The sequence below is a fragment of the Candidatus Neomarinimicrobiota bacterium genome (assembly GCA_022573815.1).
Lineage (GTDB): Bacteria > Fidelibacterota > SORT01 > SORT01 > SORT01 > JACZTG01.
The window spans coordinates 1-14,741 of sequence record JACZTG010000006.1 but is presented as its reverse complement, the minus strand read 5'-3'; the positions used below and the strand labels follow the sequence as shown (position 1 = coordinate 14,741).

Annotated in this window: 16 protein-coding genes; 13 read left to right on the top strand and 3 right to left on the bottom strand. The window is 44.0% G+C overall.

The window, feature by feature from the left end:
• From kdsA to argF, 11 genes are read left to right on the top strand one after another with little or no spacing between them, the layout of a single operon-like run.
• Positions 1–837: a 3-deoxy-8-phosphooctulonate synthase gene (gene kdsA, locus IIB39_03755; protein MCH8927812.1), complete on the top strand. Its 837-nt coding sequence runs from the start codon at positions 1–3 to the stop codon at positions 835–837.
• Complete coding sequence (locus IIB39_03750; protein MCH8927811.1) at positions 834–1,385, top strand: HAD hydrolase family protein; 552 nt, start codon at positions 834–836, stop codon at positions 1,383–1,385. Before kdsA ends, IIB39_03750 begins: the two co-directional genes overlap by 4 nt.
• Positions 1,385–2,356 (top strand): KpsF/GutQ family sugar-phosphate isomerase, encoded by a 972-nt coding sequence (locus IIB39_03745; GenBank protein MCH8927810.1) that lies wholly within the window; start codon positions 1,385–1,387, stop codon positions 2,354–2,356. The genes IIB39_03750 and IIB39_03745 overlap by 1 nt, the downstream gene beginning before the upstream one ends.
• The gene (gene lptC / locus IIB39_03740) at positions 2,357–2,923 is read left to right on the top strand and encodes an LPS export ABC transporter periplasmic protein LptC (GenBank protein ID MCH8927809.1); all 567 of its coding nucleotides are present in this window, start codon (positions 2,357–2,359) and stop codon (positions 2,921–2,923) included. It abuts the gene before it with no gap.
• Positions 2,910–3,656, top strand: a complete 747-nt coding sequence (lptB, locus tag IIB39_03735; GenBank protein ID MCH8927808.1) for an LPS export ABC transporter ATP-binding protein — start codon at positions 2,910–2,912, stop codon at positions 3,654–3,656. The genes lptC and lptB overlap by 14 nt, the downstream gene beginning before the upstream one ends.
• 2 nt (positions 3,657–3,658) lie before the next feature.
• Entirely contained in the window at positions 3,659–5,035 is a 1,377-nt protein-coding gene (gene rpoN / locus IIB39_03730) for an RNA polymerase factor sigma-54 (protein ID MCH8927807.1), read from the top strand.
• A 2-nt stretch (positions 5,036–5,037) separates the two neighbouring features.
• Positions 5,038–6,024, top strand: coding sequence for an FtsH protease activity modulator HflK (hflK, locus tag IIB39_03725; GenBank protein ID MCH8927806.1), 987 nt, complete (start codon positions 5,038–5,040; stop codon positions 6,022–6,024).
• Complete coding sequence (gene hflC / locus IIB39_03720) at positions 6,024–6,968, top strand: protease modulator HflC (GenBank protein MCH8927805.1); 945 nt, start codon at positions 6,024–6,026, stop codon at positions 6,966–6,968. The genes hflK and hflC overlap by 1 nt, the downstream gene beginning before the upstream one ends.
• Before the next feature lie 12 nt (positions 6,969–6,980).
• Positions 6,981–7,526, top strand: coding sequence for an ATP-dependent protease subunit HslV (gene hslV, locus IIB39_03715; GenBank protein ID MCH8927804.1), 546 nt, complete (start codon positions 6,981–6,983; stop codon positions 7,524–7,526).
• A 2-nt stretch (positions 7,527–7,528) separates the two neighbouring features.
• Positions 7,529–8,893, top strand: a complete 1,365-nt coding sequence (hslU, locus tag IIB39_03710) for an ATP-dependent protease ATPase subunit HslU (GenBank protein MCH8927803.1) — start codon at positions 7,529–7,531, stop codon at positions 8,891–8,893.
• 29 nt (positions 8,894–8,922) lie between these two features.
• Complete coding sequence (argF, locus tag IIB39_03705; protein ID MCH8927802.1) at positions 8,923–9,834, top strand: ornithine carbamoyltransferase; 912 nt, start codon at positions 8,923–8,925, stop codon at positions 9,832–9,834.
• Between the two features lie 334 nt (positions 9,835–10,168).
• On the opposite strand, the gene IIB39_03700 is transcribed toward argF, so the two are convergent.
• The 3 genes from IIB39_03700 to IIB39_03690 all read right to left on the bottom strand — a co-directional run bounded on the left by IIB39_03700 (position 10,169) and on the right by IIB39_03690 (position 12,991).
• On the bottom strand, positions 10,169–10,984 hold the full coding sequence (locus IIB39_03700; protein ID MCH8927801.1) for a hypothetical protein: 816 nt from the start codon (positions 10,982–10,984) through the stop codon (positions 10,169–10,171).
• Position 10,985: 1 nt separating this feature from the next.
• On the bottom strand, positions 10,986–12,158 hold the full coding sequence (locus tag IIB39_03695) for a HEAT repeat domain-containing protein (GenBank protein ID MCH8927800.1): 1,173 nt from the start codon (positions 12,156–12,158) through the stop codon (positions 10,986–10,988).
• A gap of 77 nt (positions 12,159–12,235) precedes the next feature.
• Positions 12,236–12,991, bottom strand: coding sequence for a UDP-2,3-diacylglucosamine diphosphatase (locus IIB39_03690; protein MCH8927799.1), 756 nt, complete (start codon positions 12,989–12,991; stop codon positions 12,236–12,238).
• 61 nt (positions 12,992–13,052) lie between these two features.
• Here IIB39_03690 and IIB39_03685 point away from each other — a divergent pair, with 61 nt between their 5' ends.
• Both IIB39_03685 and IIB39_03680 read left to right on the top strand, forming a co-directional pair.
• On the top strand, positions 13,053–13,283 hold the full coding sequence (locus tag IIB39_03685; GenBank protein MCH8927798.1) for a hypothetical protein: 231 nt from the start codon (positions 13,053–13,055) through the stop codon (positions 13,281–13,283).
• A gap of 466 nt (positions 13,284–13,749) precedes the next feature.
• A complete protein-coding gene (locus IIB39_03680) occupies positions 13,750–14,475 on the top strand; it encodes a hypothetical protein (GenBank protein ID MCH8927797.1) in 726 nt (241 codons plus the stop codon).
• Positions 14,476–14,741 lie beyond the last annotated feature (266 nt).

The window sequence follows — 14,741 nt, the reverse complement described above, 5'->3', positions numbered from 1 at the left end:
ATGACGAAGATTGTGGAAATAGACGGAATCAGAGTCGGTGGAAATGAGGGTTTGCTCCTTATCGCCGGGCCGTGCGTTATTGAGTCTGAGGAGATTGCGTTCTCAACCGCCGAAAAATTGGCGGAAATATCCGAATCTCTGAAAATTCCGATTATATATAAGTCATCTTATCTGAAGGACAACCGTTCTTCCTCGAAATCCTATCAGGGACCCGGCTTGAAAGAAGGATTACGGATACTTTCGGAAGTCAAAAAAAGGTACGGTCTTCCCCTGTTATCGGATGTGCACAGCATCGAACAGGTTGCTGCCGCGGCTGATGTGCTTGATGTAGTGCAGATACCCGCTTACCTATGTATGCAAACCGAACTGACTCTTGAAGTTGCCAGACGAGCAAAAGCGGTGAATATTAAAAAGGGGCAATTTATCGCTCCCGAGAATATCAAGAATGTAATCCAAAAGATCGAAGAAGAAGGAAACACTAATATAATTCTTACCGAGCGTGGAGTTTCGTTCGGCTATAAGAATCTTGTGGTGGATATGAGAGCGTTTCAAATAATGAGGAATTTAGGATATCCGGTGGTGTTTGACGTTACCCATTCCGTTCGTGTCTATGGAATTCCATCGAAAGACCCGAAAGGCGGTACGCCCGAATTCATACCGACTCTGGGAAGAGCAGGAGTGGCTGCGGGTGTTGACGCTGTTTTCATAGAAGCTCATCCGAATCCGCCGGAAGCGCTTTGTGATGCGTCGAGTCAATGGCGGTTGGACGATCTTGAACCGTTAGTGGCGCAGCTGAAATCTGTTCATGATCTCACAAGGGGTTTCGAGCAATTATGATCGATTCCTCACAAATTGAAGCGCTGAAAAAAATCAGAGCGCTTATTACGGATATTGACGGAGTAATGACCGACGGCGGTATAATTCTTGGGACAGATGGACAGGAATTTAAGCGATTTGACGCTAAGGACGGCATGGGAATCAGTATGACAAAAAGAGCCGGAATAAAAGTCTTTATACTTACGGGCAGAACGTCCCAATCAGTGGCAAAACGCGGTGAGGAACTGAAATTTGATGGAGTGTATCAGGGTTATATGGACAAGATGATTGCTTATGAAGAGATAAAATCGGAACATAACTTGTCTGATGAAGAGATTTTACACATCGGAGATGATATTCTTGACCTCCCGATTTTTAAAAAAGTAGGATTCAGCGTTTCTCCGGCAGATGGAAATCCTCTGGTAACTGACGCCGCTGATTATGTGACCGAAAGAAAAGGTGGCCACGGAGCAGTACGGGAAACGACTGATTTGCTGCTTAAAGCGCAGGGTAAGCTTAACCGGGTAATCAGCGAAATAGCATCATACACTGTTGAAGAGGAAAACTGATGAATTCGAAGCTGATGATAGAAAAAGCGAAAGAAGTTATCAGGGTGGAAGCAGATGCGGTTGCCTCTCTCGGCGAACGGATTGACGAAAAATTTGCCCAGGCCGTGGAGATGGTGTATCACTGCAAGGGAAGAGTTATTGTGAGCGGCGTAGGAAAAAGCGGACTTGTTGCGCGAAAAATTGCAGCGACTCTCGCAAGTACCGGCACCTCGGCGTTTTTCATCCATGCCGCCGAGGGACTTCACGGCGATCTTGGAGTCGTCAGGGAAGAAGACGTAATTTTGATTGTGACGAAAAGCGGTAACACCGAAGAACTTAACGCGCTTGTGCCTCCGTTGAAAAATATTGGCGTAAAAATAATAACTATAACAGGAAAATTGGATTCACCGCTTGCGCGCATTTCTGATGTGGTTTTGGATGCCAGCGTAAAAGAAGAAGCCTGTCCGCATGATCTCGCTCCCACCGCAAGCAGCACAGCGGCTATGGTATTAGGCGATGCTCTCGCGGTGGCTCTCCTTGAACGGCGTGGATTTACAATGGAAGATTTTGCCTCGATACATCCGGGCGGAAATCTCGGCAAAAAACTTCTCACAACCGTATCAGACTTGATGTATTCCGGCGATCAGCTTCCCCTCCTGAAAGAAGATTCGCTTTTCAGCGATGTAATTCTTGAGATGAACCATAAACGATTTGGCGCGGTTTGTATCGTAGACTCCGATGGCATTCTGAAAGGATTGGTAACAGAAGGCGATCTCAGGCGTGAACTGGAAAAAGGCGAAGGAATCCTAAAGACCAAAGCATCGGACGCTATGTCCGTAAGTCCGAAAGTAGCAGCGCCTGAATCATTAGCTGTGGAAGCTCTGGCGATTCTCGAACAACATAATATCCTTCAGATCATAGTTGTAGATGATGATAACAAGCCTATTGGTATGCTCCACCTTCATGATTTGCTTGAAGCGGGAATAAAATAAATGCGAATCCCGCAGCTATATAAGATTTTAACAATTTTAGCAATTTTAAGTATAGTTACGGCTTGTGATAATCAGCGTGAGGAGGAGGAAATAACCGATTCGGAAACCGAGCTTATGCCAGACCAGGAATCATGGAATACGCAGATCATATTGACCTCAAGCGGAAGGAAAATCGCTCTGGTCAAAGCAGGTCATATTATCAAATTCGATAAAAAGAATGTATTGATTATGGATGAAGGATTAACAGTGGATTTTTTCAACGATCAAGATATTCATACATCTCAACTTACGGCTGATGCAGGTGAAGTAAATGAAAGATTAAACGACTTAACGGCAACCGGGAATGTGGTGGTTGTTTCTGACAGCGGAGAAACTCTTCACACAGAAAAACTTCTTTGGAGCAATAGACGCCAAAAAATATTTTCTGAACTGGACGTTATGATAACTACAGGAACGGATACATTATACGGTGTCGGATTCGAATCAGATGCCGCGCTGAATAGCTGGACAATAAAAAAGCCGAAGGGGAAAACTACGAGATTAGTGGGTAAAGATGACGAAATTTAGTTTTTCAAAGACACTTGGCGTCAAAGGACTGTATAAGCACTACGGGAATAAAGAGGTAGTAAAAGGAGTGAGTCTCGAAGTGAATAAGGGTGAAATAGTGGGACTCTTAGGCCCGAACGGCGCGGGAAAAACCACAACTTTTTATATTATTACAGGGATGATACAACCTAACAGCGGCCAAGTATATCTCGAAAAACAGAACATAACATCTATGCCGATGTATAAAAGAGCGCGGTTGGGAATAGGGTATTTGTCGCAGGAACCATCGGTATTCCGTCGCCTCTCCGTAGAAGATAATTTGAGATTGATCCTCGAAACAATGAAGCTGTCATCAAAAGAAATTTCCATCAGAATTGAGCGTTATCTTAATGACCTGTCCATCACTCACATCAGGAAACAAAAAGGTTATCAGCTTTCAGGCGGTGAAAGGAGACGTACCGAAATATGCCGCGCTCTGCTGACCGAACCTGATTTTATCTTACTTGATGAACCATTTTCAGGAATTGACCCGATTGCGGTAGAGGAAATTCAAAATATAGTCTTAGACCTGAAAAAGCGAGGAATAGGAGTTTTAATTACGGACCACAATGTACATGAAACGCTTTCCATTACGGACAGAGCATATTTATTGTATGAGGGAAAAATATTTACAGAGGGAACCAGCGAGTTTCTCGCCGATGATCCTGATGCAAGAAAACTTTATCTCGGTGATAAATTTAGGTTGGACAGGTAACCGTGTTAGAACTTAGACAAACTCAAAGTTTAAAGCTAGTTCAATCACCTCAGCAAATTCTGCTGTCAAGTCTTCTACAGCTTCAAATTCAGGCTCTCGAACTCAGAATTCATAACGAACTTGAGATGAATCCGGTTCTTGAACTTGATGAGATCACCGATCCTGCTTTAGAAGTAGAAACGGATGAAACTGAAAATGACGATGAATTTGACGTTGAAGATTTCTTCGATAACGATGATAACTACACGCATAAAGCGCCTGTAGATAAAAACATTGAAGAATATGAAGTCCCGCAAATCGCACGAAAGTCTTTTAAAGAATACCTGTTAGATCAATTCCGTGAGCTCGATTTAGGTGAAATGGAATTAAAAATCGGAGAAGAGATCATATGGAACCTTGATTCTAATGGATATCTTACAGCTTCACTCGAAGATATTGCCGAATTGACGGAAAGCGATATTGGTATGATACGCAGCGTCCAAGCCCGTATATTGAAATTAAATCCTGCTGGTGTCGGAGCAACCACCCTAAGAGAATGCTTACTTGCGCAGTTGGAGGAGAAAAACGAAAACGGATATGCGCTTACCATTGTTAAGGACTATTTCGACCATTTTGCAAATAAACGATTTGAAAAAATTATGCGTGAAATTGATATCACAATGCAAGATATAAGTGATGTAAACGATGTTATTTCAAATCTCAATCCCAAACCGGGATTAATATTTTCCGATCAGAAATTAGATTATGTCATTCCTGATTTTATTGTGGAAAGCAAAAACGGTGAGTTAACCGTTTTGCTGAACGATTTTAATCTTCCGGAATTAAAAATCAGTGAGCATTATAAGTCAATGATAGAGGATAGAAAAAACACGGATAAAGAAACCCGAAATTATCTGAGAAAGAAAATGGAATCCGCGCGATGGCTTATCGCATCCATTTATCAGAGAAAATTAACGATGATAAGGGTTATGGAAGCGATTGTGAGCAGGCAATTGGACTGGTTTAAGTTGGGTCAGGGTCATTTAAAACCGATGATCCAAAAAGATATAGCGGAAGACATCAAAATGGATCATTCAACGGTAAGTCGCGCCACAGACGGAAAATACGTGCAGACAGACCACGGTGTTTTTCCTCTGAAACATTTTTTTAGTGAAGGGCTTGAACGGAGTGACGGTAAAATCGTTTCCACAAGTAATATAAAAATTAGATTGAAAGAATTGATTGAAGATGAATCGGAAAAAAAGCCACTTAGCGACGATAAATTAACAAAAATATTGGCTTCGGAAGGATTTAACGTCGCGCGCAGAACCGTGGCAAAATACAGAGAGGTCATGGGAATACCCGTGGCTCGATTAAGAAGAAAAATAGGAGTAAAATAACAATGGAATACAAAAAAGTGAATATTGGGGGAGAAGAATTTGTGATCCCTAAATTGCCGGTATCCGGTATGGTTGGAGTAGTCGGAGGATTGATTGCTTTGATTCTTGTGTTTTCGATGTTTTACAGCGTCGGACCGGATGAAGTCGGTGTTGTGATGCGATTCGGGAAATACGTGAGGACTGAATCGAGTGGACTACACATCAAAATGCCTTTCGGTATTGAAGATGTAAAGAAACCCAAGATCAGAAAAAGATTTACGCATGAATTCGGATTTAGAACTGTTAGACCGGGAGTGCAATCTACAATTACAAAAGCGGGACACGGCGATGAATCTTTAATGCTTACAGGTGATCTGAACAGCGCGGTAGTGAACTGGATCGTACAATATCAGATTAAAGATCCTATAGCGTTTCTTTTCAACGTTCGCAGTGTAGATGGAACAATAAGAGACATATCGGAAGTTGCTATGCGTCAGGTTGTGGGCGATAGGAGCGTGGACGAGATTTTGACGTTCGGCAGGGGAGAGATAAACGATGAAGTTCAATCCTTGATGCAAAGTATACTCGATTCCTACGACATTGGTATTCAGATAGTATCCGTAAATCTTCAGGATGTTGATCCTCCTCCCAGCGTTAAACCTGCTTTTGATGAGGTAAACGCTGCCACGCAGGATATGGATAGGCTGGTACAGGAAGCCCGTAGAGAGTATAACGAAGCTGTGCCTCAGGCAAAAGGACAGGCTGAACGGCAAGTCAGAGAGGCGGAAGCTTACGCTGTGGGAAGAATTAATGTAGCCACAGGAGAAGCAAACCGGTTTATTTCGATGCATAATGAATATGTAAAAGCAAAAGTCGTAACCAAGCGGCGAATGTACCTGGAAACTATGGGATATATACTGCCCAGAATAGAGAAGAAATGGATAATAGAGAGCAATGATTCCGGAATACTGAAATTACTTGATCTCAATCAAAGGAAGGGAGGTCAATAATGAAATTAAAAATAATAGTAATATTAGCCGTTGTCGGATTTATGATATTTTCTGCATCAACTTTTGTATTAGACCCGACTCAACAGGCGGTAATAATACAACTTGGTAACCCGGTAAAAGTTTACACTGAACCCGGGCTGCACTTCAAAATTCCATTCATACAAGAAGCAAGAATCTTTGATAAGCGGTTGCTCGAGTGGGACGGCAGACCCAGGTCGCTGACTACCCTTGACAAGGTGAGCATTTATATCGATACAACAGCACGCTGGAAAATAGCGGATCCGTTGTTGTACCTGCAGTCGGTGGAGGGAAACGAATTGGTGGCTCAGGCCAGATTGGATAATTTCATTGAGGGAGCTGTAAAGGATTTTATTGCAGATAATACTCTCATCGAGCTTGTGAGAAGTTCAAACCGAGAGATTGTTACGACAGGAATTGACGAAGATGGTAATGAAGTTCGTTCGGTTCTCGAAACTCAGGAAGTTAATAAAGGTAGAGGCGCAATTGCCGGCGATATTCTCAAACGCGCCAAAGATAACGCAAAATCACTTGGGATAAATTTGGTGGATGTGAGGATAAAAGGGGTCAACTATGTGGAAAGTGTGCGCCAAAAGGTCTATGAGCGGATGAGAGCTGAAAGACTACAGATCGCTGCTCGTTTTCGCTCTCTCGGAGAGGGAGAGAAATCGAAAATACTCGGAGATAAAGAATTTGAGCTGAGTCTCATCATCTCCGAAGCGAATAAGCAAGCGCTGACTATCCGGGGCAAAGCGGATGCAGAGGCATCCGCCATCTATGCGAGAGCCTATAATCGCGACCCTGAATTTTATGCCTTCACGAAATCGCTCGAGACATATCGAATTGCTATCGACAGTAAGACATCTCTAATTCTCGGTAGCGACAACGAATTTCTCAAATACCTGAAAGGTGTCAGCGGAAGATAAGGAAAGCGAAATATGAATAGGAAAGAGGGAGTCTGGCGTTCGACTACAATAATCGGCGTTCGTCGGAAGAACCTTGTGGCGTTGGGTGGTGACGGTCAGGTGACGTTAGATGATATCGTAATGAAACACGGCGCTCAGAAGATACGAAGGTTATACGAGGGAAGCGTGATAGCGGGTTTTGCCGGCGCTTCTGCGGATGCTATGGCTTTATTCGATAAATTTGAATCAAAGCTCAACGAATTTAACGGTAATCTGCTCAAATCCGCTGTGGAATTGGCTCGAGATTGGCGAACAGATAAAATGCTTCGCAGGTTGGAAGCTCTCCTGGTTGTTATGGACAAGAAAACGTCGCTGATAATTTCCGGTAACGGCGATGTTTTGGAGCCTGACGATGAAGTCATCTCTATCGGTTCGGGTGGACCATATGCCACGGCAGCGGCAAGGGCTATGATAAAATACACGAAGCTTTCCGCCGAAGAGATAGTTAGGAACTCTCTGAAGATAACCTCGGATATATGCATATTTACAAACGATAATATTAATGTGGAGATACTCTGATATTGAGTAAAACAAAAGACCTGACTCCTAAACAAATTGTTAAGGAGTTGGATAAATATATAATAGGGCAGGATGATGCGAAGAAATTAGTAGCGATTGCCCTCAGAAATCGGTGGCGCAGGCAGCAGGTTGAAGGCGATATTAAAGAGGAGATAATTCCTAATAATATCATCCTGATCGGATCAACCGGTATCGGGAAAACAGAGATAGCGCGCAGATTGGCAAACCTTTCTCAAGCTCCGTTTATTAAAGTTGAGGCTTCTAAATTCACTGAGGTAGGCTACGTCGGTCGGGATGTGGAATCGATGATTCGGGACCTTACAGATATTGCCGTCACTATGCTCAAAAAGGAAAAGACAGCGGAAGTCAGAGATGAGGCTGAGAAAATGGCAAATGAGCGTCTTCTCGATTTTCTGATTCCGCTTCCACATTTGGAAAAATCCGATACCGACACTGAGGTAAATGAAGCGCGGGAAGAACGCCGGGAAAAAACGCGGAAGCATTTCGAAAACTTGTTGGAAAGAGGGGAGATGGAGGATCGAAAAGTAGAATTGGATGTTCCGGATAACACTGCTCCCATAATGCAGGTTTTCACTCCTATGGGTCTTGAAGAAATGGGCTTGAATTTACAGGATATGTTCGGCGGTATGGTACCGAAGAAGAGGAAAATGCGGCGCACCTCTATTAGCGAGGCTCGAAAAATCCTTATTGAGGAAGAAGCGCAGAAACTTGTTGATATGGACAATATTATTCAGGAATCGCTTAAAAGAGTAATGGAATCCGGGATTATATTCATTGATGAGATTGATAAAATAATCGGCAACAGCAGTGAGTCGGCAGGACCGGACGTCTCACGGGAAGGTGTTCAGAGAGATTTGCTGCCCGTCATAGAAGGCTCCACTGTGGTCACAAAGTACGGCGTTGTGGATACGACGCATATTCTGTTTATAGCGGCAGGAGCGTTTCATACATCGAGACCGTCAGATATGATACCTGAACTTCAGGGTCGGTTTCCCATCAGAGTCGAGCTCGATTCTCTGAATGAAGAAGATTTTGAACGAATATTGGTGGAGCCGGAAAATGCGCTTATCAAACAATACGTGGCGCTTGTTAATACTGAAAGCGTCAATATTACCTTTCAGAAAAGCGCGATTAAAGAGATAGCGAAAATTGCTGCAATCGTAAATAATAAGATGGAAAACATCGGCGCAAGAAGATTACACACTATAATGTCAAAGCTTTTAGAAGAGATATTATTCGATCTGCCGAACAAAAAAGTGAAAAATATTAATATTACTAAGAAGATGGTGAGCGATACGTTATCAGAAATTGTGGAAGACGAAGACCTCACACGCTATATACTCTAAATCTGTAAAACGAAATTTCCGGAGCATAAATGAAGGATAATTTTATATCCATATACGACCTCTCAGCTGATGAGATCCATGAGACGCTTGATTTGGCTGTTGAAATCAAGGCTAAGCTGAAAGCGGGAGAAAACTATAAGCCACTTGAGGGGAAGACCTTATCAATGATATTCGCCAAGCCTTCCGCAAGGACACGAATTTCATTTGAAACGGGAATAAAAAAGTTAGGCGGATACGCTCTGTATCTGTCGCCGAACGATATAAGCATAGGAAAGCGTGAAGCAGTGAAGGATATAGCGAGAGTTATTTCGCGTTATAACGATGGGATAATGGCGCGCTTGTTTTCTCACGACCATATGCTCGAATTAGCCGAATATGCTTCAATTCCTGTCATAAACGGTTTGACGGACTATAACCATCCGTGTCAGATTATGGGAGATATTCTTACCGTGAAAGAACATCGTGGCGATCTCAGCGACTTAAAAGTGGCGTTTATCGGTGACGGTAATAATGTGGCAAATTCGTGGGTGAATCTCGCTTCTAAAATTCCGATGCACTTTGTTCTTGCGGGACCGGAAGGGTTCGGCCCCGATTCCGAGACATGGTCGAGAGCGGAGGAAGCAGGATTAAGCTCTCTTGAAATCACGCACGACCCTGTGGATGCTGTCAGAGACGCTGACGTAGTTTATACGGATGTTTGGGCAAGTATGGGTCAGGAATCCGAAAGCGCTGACAGGGCCGAAAAGTTCCAGCCGTTTCAGCTGAATTCCGAGCTTATGTCGAATGCCAAACCGTCAACATTGGTAATGCACTGCTTGCCGGCGCACAGGGGAGATGAGATAACGGACGATGTAATGGACGGTCCGAATTCAATAGTATTCGACCAGGCGGAAAACAGGATGCACGCTCAGAACGCTATTATGGTTCAGCTGATGAGTTAACAGCAGTAGTCCTGACTCGCACAATAAAAACCAACCACCCCTTTTATCCCCTCCTTCATAATGAGGGAAAATCATGTCTTGCCCCGCCTCATTAACTTCCTCCCTCGAGGGAGGTGTCACGAAGTGACGGAAGGTGTGATTCATATTGCCTATAAAACATTATCTATTATTTGACAGTCACATCCCTCGTCCGGCAGTTGCCGGACACTCCCCTCAAGGGGAGAGGTAGCGGTCCTGACTGCACATTAATTCAAAGAACGCGCGCTCCGCAATTATGGTACAGTTGATGAGCCTAAACGCAGTGCGAATTTGAATCTAAGAAACTATTAGATTATCAGTCGTATTCTTTCCAATGGACTTCAGCAGTGTAATACGCCACGTCGGGGTCCGGCGGGAGATAAACGGTCACGCTGAACGGAGCAGATTCATCGGGTTTTATTGAAGTATCTGAGACAACGCCTGTCTGAAATTTAGTATTGATTCCATCTACATAGGCAGAGTCAACCGCTACAATCCGGGTGTCGTCCCTTGCAAGTTTGATTTTGATAAGAACAAAATCAGCCCTTCTCGCGCCGATATTTTTAACGTAACCGGTATAAACTCTCCTGTCCTGATAAACTCTTGTTTCCAATGCGCCCGGGTCGCCCACGATCTGGCATTCCGCTTTCGGTGATTCCGCCGGAGCGATATCGCGTATCTGCCGCCTGTCAATAGTAAGAGTACCTATTTGAGTGATAAGTATTATCTGATCTAAAGTTTCTCTTGAGATTTTGCCATAAACTACGGTGCCGTTACTCAGCGTAACTTTATGAGTAATTTCTCCGGATTCGAGAAATCCGAATCCTGCTTCTGTCTCACGGATAGCCGAAGGAGTTTTGGAATATGCGTTGATGTCGCTTTTAATTCTCGCCATCTCGGTTCTGAGAGCGGTAATGTCTTTACCAAGTTCAAAGAATTGTCGTTTCGTTGCAAAATCGCCTTTAGCAGCGCTCGTAGTCGGCGAAACCGGCTCGTCGGCAACCTGAACGGCAACCGGTTCTTCTTTCTTCTTGTCGTCTCCGCCACCCGTACCGAGTAATCCGCATCCGGGGAGAAGAAGTGAGATTAGAAGAAAGAGGCTGAATTTGGATGAAGGAAGTTTTGCTTTCATATCAAAATCCCGTAATCGTTTTTCGTTTCAGGTTATCCACAGCGTCTCTCTGCGCGCCTGCGGAAGCGGCTCTTAGCGCTTTGACAGCTTCGTCTCCGCCCAATTCTTTCACCGTGCGGTAAACGACATCATATAAAATATAGTTTTCCACGTCATACATAAGTTCGATAAGGTCAACCACCACATTCGGATTGTTGATATTCCGCAAATTTTCAATAGCGTTACGCCGCACAATAGGATTTATGTCTTTATCCCGCGCTATCTTCACCAAAGTCGGCGCTGCTCTCACGTCTCCCAACTCTCCAAGCGCCTGTGTGAGCGCGCTGGTAAGCGCCATATATTCCTGTCGTCCTGCCTGAAAAGCTTCTAATAGTAGTAGAATAATTTGAGAATCCTTTATTTCCGCCGCTGCCTGCAAGGCAAAATCTCTTACCTGTTCCTGGCTTCTCGGGTCGTTCAGCATTTCCAGGAGGAAGGGAACCAAATTCGGGTCATTTTTCTTTCCGAGAATATCAACAGCGTGGCTGCGGACGGCGATATCCATATCAGTATCTTTCGCGATTGCCATAAGAGCGGGAACAACTCTGTCATCACCGAGACTGCCGAGTGTTTCCGAGACGATTTTTTGTACACTGTAATAATCTTCTTTGCTTGATTGAAGCGCATCCATCAAGGCTTCGATTGAACCGATGTCACTCGTTTGCTGCATAGCCCGCAAGAATGCGTCCCGCAGAGCGGCATAGCTTTTCCTGCTTGCGGAGAGACCTTCTTTCAGCGCATTGACCGCATTCGGGTCACCTGTTGCTCCGAGAGCGTTTGCGATTGAAGCGAAAAATTCCAAGTCTAAATCTGCTAATTCGCCGATTCCCTTGATAAGTGCGAGATTGGCTTCGGGATGACCTGCCCGCGAAAGCGCAACGGCCGCAGCCGTCCTGACCTGAGTCGGTACTTCAGGGTCCTGGAAAGTTTGTATCAGGTCTTTAAGTCCTGATTCTTTGCCGTCCCGGAATCGCTCGAGAGCTTTATCAACCTGCCCTTCACTCCGCAGACTTCCTCCTCCGCCGCCTCCAAATAGGAAACACCCGGTCAAGCTGAACGCGAGAATAACCACTAAAATTGAGTGAATTATTTCCTTGAAGTGTGCCGATTTGCCCATATGCTCTAAAATAATCACCTGTTTTCCGTATAAAAATCAGTGTAAGTGATTGTAAAGTAACAACTTTTTCAAGTTATGTCAAGATTATTATGGAATTACTCTTGGGGAGTTCCCTTCCAATAACAAAGCCGTAATTCTTTGCCGTCATAGACTCCGTAAGTGAAATGCGTCATCCAGTCGCCGAGATTCAGATATGTATGGCCATTTTCATTAAGGACATCCGGCTCGTGAATGTGTCCGAAAATCACATAATCAAATCCTTCATTGAACTTTTCTTTTGCAATATTTTTCAGTTTATCCTTGCGTTCATTGCTGTTTGTTACGGACATTGGATTATCATGACTTGCTTTTGAGAACATTTTAGCGAGCTTAGCCCCGATATCAGGATGAAGTACTCGGAATAACAATTTTGCAACGGGATTCCGAAAAAATGCTTTCATAATGCTGTAACCACGGTCTCTGTTGAACAGTCCATCGCCGTGCGCAATATAAAATCGTTTTCCGTCAATTTCCGGCTCGTAAGCGCCGTCGTGGATTTGCGCGCCTACCGTGTTACTGATATATCTGCCGAGCCAGAGATCGTGATTGCCCGAACTGTAATGGACTTCGACTCCGTTATCTACCGCAGCTGCAATATTCCCTAAAATCCGCGGGTCTGTCTGGGGGATGGAGTGTTTGTATTCAAACCAGAAATCGAACAGATCGCCAACGATAAAAAGCCGTTTACCGTGTTTTGTGACATATTTCAGAAATTCCACTACCTTGTCGTTTCGCTCGCGGAATTGCGGGTAACCGCCTGAAACAAGGTGCGCGTCAGAAAAGAAATATGTATGTTTTTTATCTTCACCCATAAAATAATCGGTTGAAGATACGGCTTATCTGAAATAAAACCAACCGGATAGTAGCTGTTATATGTTACTGAATGCAGTGGCTTATATCTTAAATTGTTACTTCAACAGCAGCATATTCGCTGGGACAGAAAGTGGAGTTTTTTGGTCGGTGGACAACGGTGATAACTGGGTAGAAGTAAATATGGGTTTGACGAATACTTTTGTCAGAAGTCTTATCATAAATTCCGAGGGAATCATATTCGCCGGAACTGTGGGAAGTGGTGTATTTAGGGGTATCGAAACTACTTTTTAAGTGCAGTGATGGACCGAATAAGAACAATTATTCGGTAGGTGGATTCAGATAGATCTTCCCGCCGTTCACAACGCCGAGTACTTTTCCCTTCAGCTTTTCCCCTTCATATGGTGTGTGTTCGACCTTGAGATAATCTCGCTTGATTTCAGAATAATTACGCCTATATTGGTTGGTACATGTCTAATATCAAGCTGTGCAAATTTAAAGTTGGAGGTAGATCGTTAGGCGAATTTGTTTAGTTTTCCTTGCCCTTGCCGTTATTACATGCGAGAGTGAGAAACCGGTCGGTCCGGGAGAAGATCCGGTAGAACAGAAGAATATTATCTGGAATCAGACAAATGGTCCTTCTGGAGGTCGTGTCTCTGCTTTTGCAATAAACTCCAACGGTGATTTATTAGCGGGGGCTGGCCGTAGTATCTTTCGCTTCACGAACAACGGCGATAACTGGACAGAATTAAACACTGATTTGGGTCTCATTTCTATCACTTCTCTTGTCATAAATTCCGACGGCGACATATTCGCCGGAACGCGGTTGGACGGCATCTTCCGCTCCACGGATAACGGCAATAATTGGACAGAGGTAGGCATGACGAATTTTTCTATCAATACCTTTGCCATAAATGCCAACGGCAACATATTTGCCGGTACTTTTAATAGCGGTATTTTTCGATCATCGGACAATGGCGACAGCTGGACAGAGCAAAACAATGGCTTAACGAGCACTAGAGTAAATTCTTTTGCATTTAATTCCGACAGTGACGTATTCGCCGGCACTGATAACGGCATATTTCGCTCAATGGACAACGGAAACAGCTGGTCAGTGTCCAGTTCCGGATTACCGAGTGCATCTTCGATCCTTGCTCTTGAGATAAATTCGGGAGGCGATATATTTGCCGGGACTGAAGAGAGCGGCGTCTATCGCTCCACAGACAACGGAAGCAGCTGGACAGAAATTAATATGGGCTTAACAGATTATTCTGTTAATTCGCTTGCCGCATATTCCAACAGCAGCATATTCGCCGGGACAGAAAGTGGAGTTTTTTGGTCGGTAAACAACGGCGACAGCTGGACAGAAGTAAATATGGGCTTGACGAATACTCAGATCAAAAGCCTTATCATTAATTCCGACGGAGTCATCTTCGCCGGGACCAACGGAAGTGGCGTGTTTCGGGGTATCGAAACTACTTTTTAAGTGCAGTGATGGACCGAATAAGAACAATTATTCGGTAGGTGGATTCAGCCATGAAAATTGAAAGAGCTTACTTACTATTAGGACAAATGTCCGCCCACTTTTTCTTTCTAAGTTTAGTATTATCAATAATCATTATCCGGTTGTTAATTTTCAGCTCCGGTTTTTTTCTTTTTCGGGGACGTCAACCGTTAGTTCAGGATGAAAGTTCTTCAGAAGCCTCAGGTACTGACGAATCGTATGCATACTTCGACCGATGATCTCACAGA

Coding starts and splice junctions, on each gene's coding strand:
- kdsA (MCH8927812.1), top strand. CDS start 1: ATGACGAAGATTGTGGAAATAGACGGAATCAGAGTCGGTGGAAATGAG.
- IIB39_03750 (MCH8927811.1), top strand. CDS start 834: ATGATCGATTCCTCACAAATTGAAGCGCTGAAAAAAATCAGAGCGCTT.
- IIB39_03745 (MCH8927810.1), top strand. CDS start 1,385: ATGAATTCGAAGCTGATGATAGAAAAAGCGAAAGAAGTTATCAGGGTG.
- lptC (MCH8927809.1), top strand. CDS start 2,357: ATGCGAATCCCGCAGCTATATAAGATTTTAACAATTTTAGCAATTTTA.
- lptB (MCH8927808.1), top strand. CDS start 2,910: ATGACGAAATTTAGTTTTTCAAAGACACTTGGCGTCAAAGGACTGTAT.
- hflK (MCH8927806.1), top strand. CDS start 5,038: ATGGAATACAAAAAAGTGAATATTGGGGGAGAAGAATTTGTGATCCCT.
- hflC (MCH8927805.1), top strand. CDS start 6,024: ATGAAATTAAAAATAATAGTAATATTAGCCGTTGTCGGATTTATGATA.
- hslV (MCH8927804.1), top strand. CDS start 6,981: ATGAATAGGAAAGAGGGAGTCTGGCGTTCGACTACAATAATCGGCGTT.
- argF (MCH8927802.1), top strand. CDS start 8,923: ATGAAGGATAATTTTATATCCATATACGACCTCTCAGCTGATGAGATC.
- IIB39_03700 (MCH8927801.1), bottom strand. CDS start 10,984: ATGAAAGCAAAACTTCCTTCATCCAAATTCAGCCTCTTTCTTCTAATC.
- IIB39_03690 (MCH8927799.1), bottom strand. CDS start 12,991: ATGGGTGAAGATAAAAAACATACATATTTCTTTTCTGACGCGCACCTT.
- IIB39_03685 (MCH8927798.1), top strand. CDS start 13,053: ATGTTACTGAATGCAGTGGCTTATATCTTAAATTGTTACTTCAACAGC.